Source organism: Candidatus Methylomirabilota bacterium, from assembly GCA_036005065.1.
Taxonomy (GTDB): domain Bacteria; phylum Methylomirabilota; class Methylomirabilia; order Rokubacteriales; family DASRDR01; genus DASYQW01.
Genome location: DASYQW010000099.1, coordinates 1 through 2,307, shown reverse-complemented (window position 1 = coordinate 2,307; position 2,307 = coordinate 1). Strand labels below are relative to the sequence as shown.

The 2,307-nt window shown below is 72.6% G+C and carries 5 protein-coding genes; 3 read left to right on the top strand and 2 right to left on the bottom strand.

Translation table 11 applies throughout. From position 1 onward, the window contains the following. Window positions 1-214 (top strand): amino acid--tRNA ligase-related protein (locus tag VGW35_07360; GenBank protein ID HEV8307470.1); only part of this gene is annotated, 214 nt, incomplete at its 5' end. Window positions 215-260: 46 nt separating this feature from the next. Then, window positions 261-1,145 carry a hypothetical protein gene (locus VGW35_07355; protein HEV8307469.1) on the top strand — a complete coding sequence of 295 codons (885 nt, stop codon included), beginning with the start codon at window positions 261-263 and terminating at the stop codon, window positions 1,143-1,145. Here the strand turns inward: VGW35_07355 and VGW35_07350 are convergent. Together VGW35_07350 and VGW35_07345 are read right to left on the bottom strand one after the other, a co-directional pair. Beyond that, a complete protein-coding gene (locus VGW35_07350) occupies window positions 1,052-1,738 on the bottom strand; it encodes an NTP transferase domain-containing protein (protein HEV8307468.1) in 687 nt (228 codons plus the stop codon). The genes VGW35_07355 and VGW35_07350 overlap by 94 nt on opposite strands. Window positions 1,739-1,799: 61 nt before the next feature. Beyond that, entirely contained in the window at window positions 1,800-2,060 is a 261-nt protein-coding gene (locus VGW35_07345) for a hypothetical protein (protein ID HEV8307467.1), read from the bottom strand. 46 nt (window positions 2,061-2,106) lie between these two features. Here VGW35_07345 and VGW35_07340 point away from each other — a divergent pair. Further along, window positions 2,107-2,307, top strand: a 201-nt coding sequence (locus tag VGW35_07340) for a GTP-binding protein (protein HEV8307466.1), incomplete at its 3' end; no start/stop codon positions are given.

Genomic DNA, 2,307 nt, shown 5'->3' with positions numbered 1-2,307 from the left:
CGGCGCCCCGCCCCACGGCGGGATCGCGATCGGGATCGACCGCTGGGCCGCGCTCCTGACCGACCAGACGAACATCCGCGAGGTCATGGCATTCCCCAAGACCCAATCCGGCTCCGACCTCATGCTCGAGGCACCGTCCCCGCCGGAACCGTCCCAGTACGCGGAGCTCGGCCTGCGCTACGTGGGGGTCGCCGACAAGCCCGCCAAGCGCTAGGCGCGGCGTGAGGCTGTCCGCGGCGGTGGCGACGAGAGGTCCACGAATGCGGGTTCGAGCCCTGCGCCTCATCGCCGTCGCCCTGGCGGGCCTCGTCGTCGGGGTCGGCGCCTTCTTGATCGTGAGCGCCATCAGGCAGCCGCGGCGCGTCGCCCCCGCGTACGACCCGCCGGTCCTCGCCGGCCAGCAGCTATGGGGAGCATGTGCCGGCGGGTTCTATGCCCGCCACGGGGATTCGATCGTGCTCACCTCCACGGGTCACTGCACCACCGAGGGCACCGTGGCGTACGACCCGGACGGCATCACGGTGCGCGGCGTCTTTGGCCCGGCCGCCCGCGATGCCTCGTGCCCGTATCCGGGGCACCGGTGCGCGGCGTCTGACCTGAACTACCTGGTGGTCGCCAGGGACCGCATTCCGTGGGGGCACCTGAACGTCGTGGACCTGGGTACGGCTGGCTACCGGATCATCCCGCCGGGCACGCGGCCGCTCGCCTGCGCCGACATCGCGATCGGTGACCAGGTCGAGATCAACGGCCGCAACCAGTACCGGAGCGGAGCGGTGGCCGAGAAGGGCGCCAACCTCCATCCGGAGGACGGCGACTACTTCCCGTGCATGATCGCCGCGCGGATCTCGGTGGGGGTCGGAGACTCTGGCGGCGCGGTCCTCGTGCGGGGGGTCCCGGCCGGGGTCACGAGCCGGAGCTTTGGCGGATGGCTGGGGTTCACGCCTCTGGCCGAGGGGCTCGCTCAGCTGGGGCTGGATCTCTGCACCACGCCCGACTGCGGACTCGTGCCAAGTTTCCCCCGCGCCCGCCCGCGTATTCCTGAGGTTGGGCCTCAGTCTCCCGAGCCCGCCGGCTCGAAGGGGGACAGGCCCGGGCCCTCCAGCGGCCCGTCGGGCGTGTCGGAGATGGCCGCGTCCCACTCGTGACGATGACCGGTCACCGGCTCCTTCGGTCCACGATAGGGCGGCAGGTCCGCCCGCGCGATCGAACCGTCGTGCGTCGACCCCGGGTCGCCGAGATCCAGCTCGCGCAGCTCGGCGCCGTTCGCGACCAGATCGGCGATCAGCTCATCCGGCGTACGGTCGGCCGCCAGCGCACGCAGGGCGGGCAGGCGGACGAGCGGCAGGAGCACCGGCCAGCCGGCGGTGCCCTCGTATGTCGGGCGGAGCACGGCGTTGCGGTTCGCGCCGTGGGCCTCGATCAGCGAGGTCACGGTCTCGGGACCCACCCATGCCATCCGGGCCGGCCAGATGAGGGCGGCGTCCGTCTCGCGGATCGCCTCCCGGGCGACATCGACGCCATGAGCGATCTGGCCAACGGGTCCGTCGGCGGCCGGAGCGGGCTCCGCCAGGGTCACCGGAGCACCCGCCAGGGCCGCGCTCACGGCGCCACCGGGATCGTCGGCGACCACGACGACGGGCAGGGCGCCGCCGGACCAGGCAACGTCGGCGAGGCGGCGGACTCGGGGCAGCCCCTCGGCGTCGGCCAGCGCCGACTCGGGTGTCGCTGCAAGGATCACGGCCGAGACTGTCATTGCCGGATGCTACCAGCGTGCCGGCGGGTGATGCCCGGGAGCTTCGTCAGTCGAGGTCCTCGATCGACGCCGCCGCCGGCTGGACACCGGACTGGGACGCGGCACGACCCGCGCCATGCTTCGCCCAGGCGACTTCTGGGTCGTCTTCTTGGACGCCCCGTGGCCAGGGTGGCGGGCGCCAGCCGCCTAGCAGCTGGCCGAGGGCCGCGACATGGGCCTGCATGCCCGGCGCCATCGCGGGAACGAGCGCCCGCACGAGGACGCCAACCGCGAGGCACGCGAGCGCCAGCCAGGCGAGACCGTCCATCGGCTGATTCTCGCTCGGACGGTCAACATGCGACAATGCCCGGCCCATGACCCACCCGTCCCGTTCCACCGTGCCCGTCGTCGTCGCTCCGGGAGTGACCGGCCCGTCGTCGACCGTCCGCGACGACATCAGGAACGTCGCCATCGTCGCCCACGTCGATCACGGCAAGACGACCCTCGTCGACGCCATGCTCCGCCAGACCGGGGCGTTTCGGGCCAACCAGGCGCTTGTGGACCGCGTCCTCGAC

What these genes read in the sequence shown, in the direction of transcription:
- VGW35_07355 (HEV8307469.1), top strand. Translation starts at nt 261, where the DNA reads ATGCGGGTTCGAGCCCTGCGCCTCATCGCCGTCGCCCTGGCGGGCCTC.
- VGW35_07345 (HEV8307467.1), bottom strand. Translation starts at nt 2,060, where the DNA reads ATGGACGGTCTCGCCTGGCTGGCGCTCGCGTGCCTCGCGGTTGGCGTC.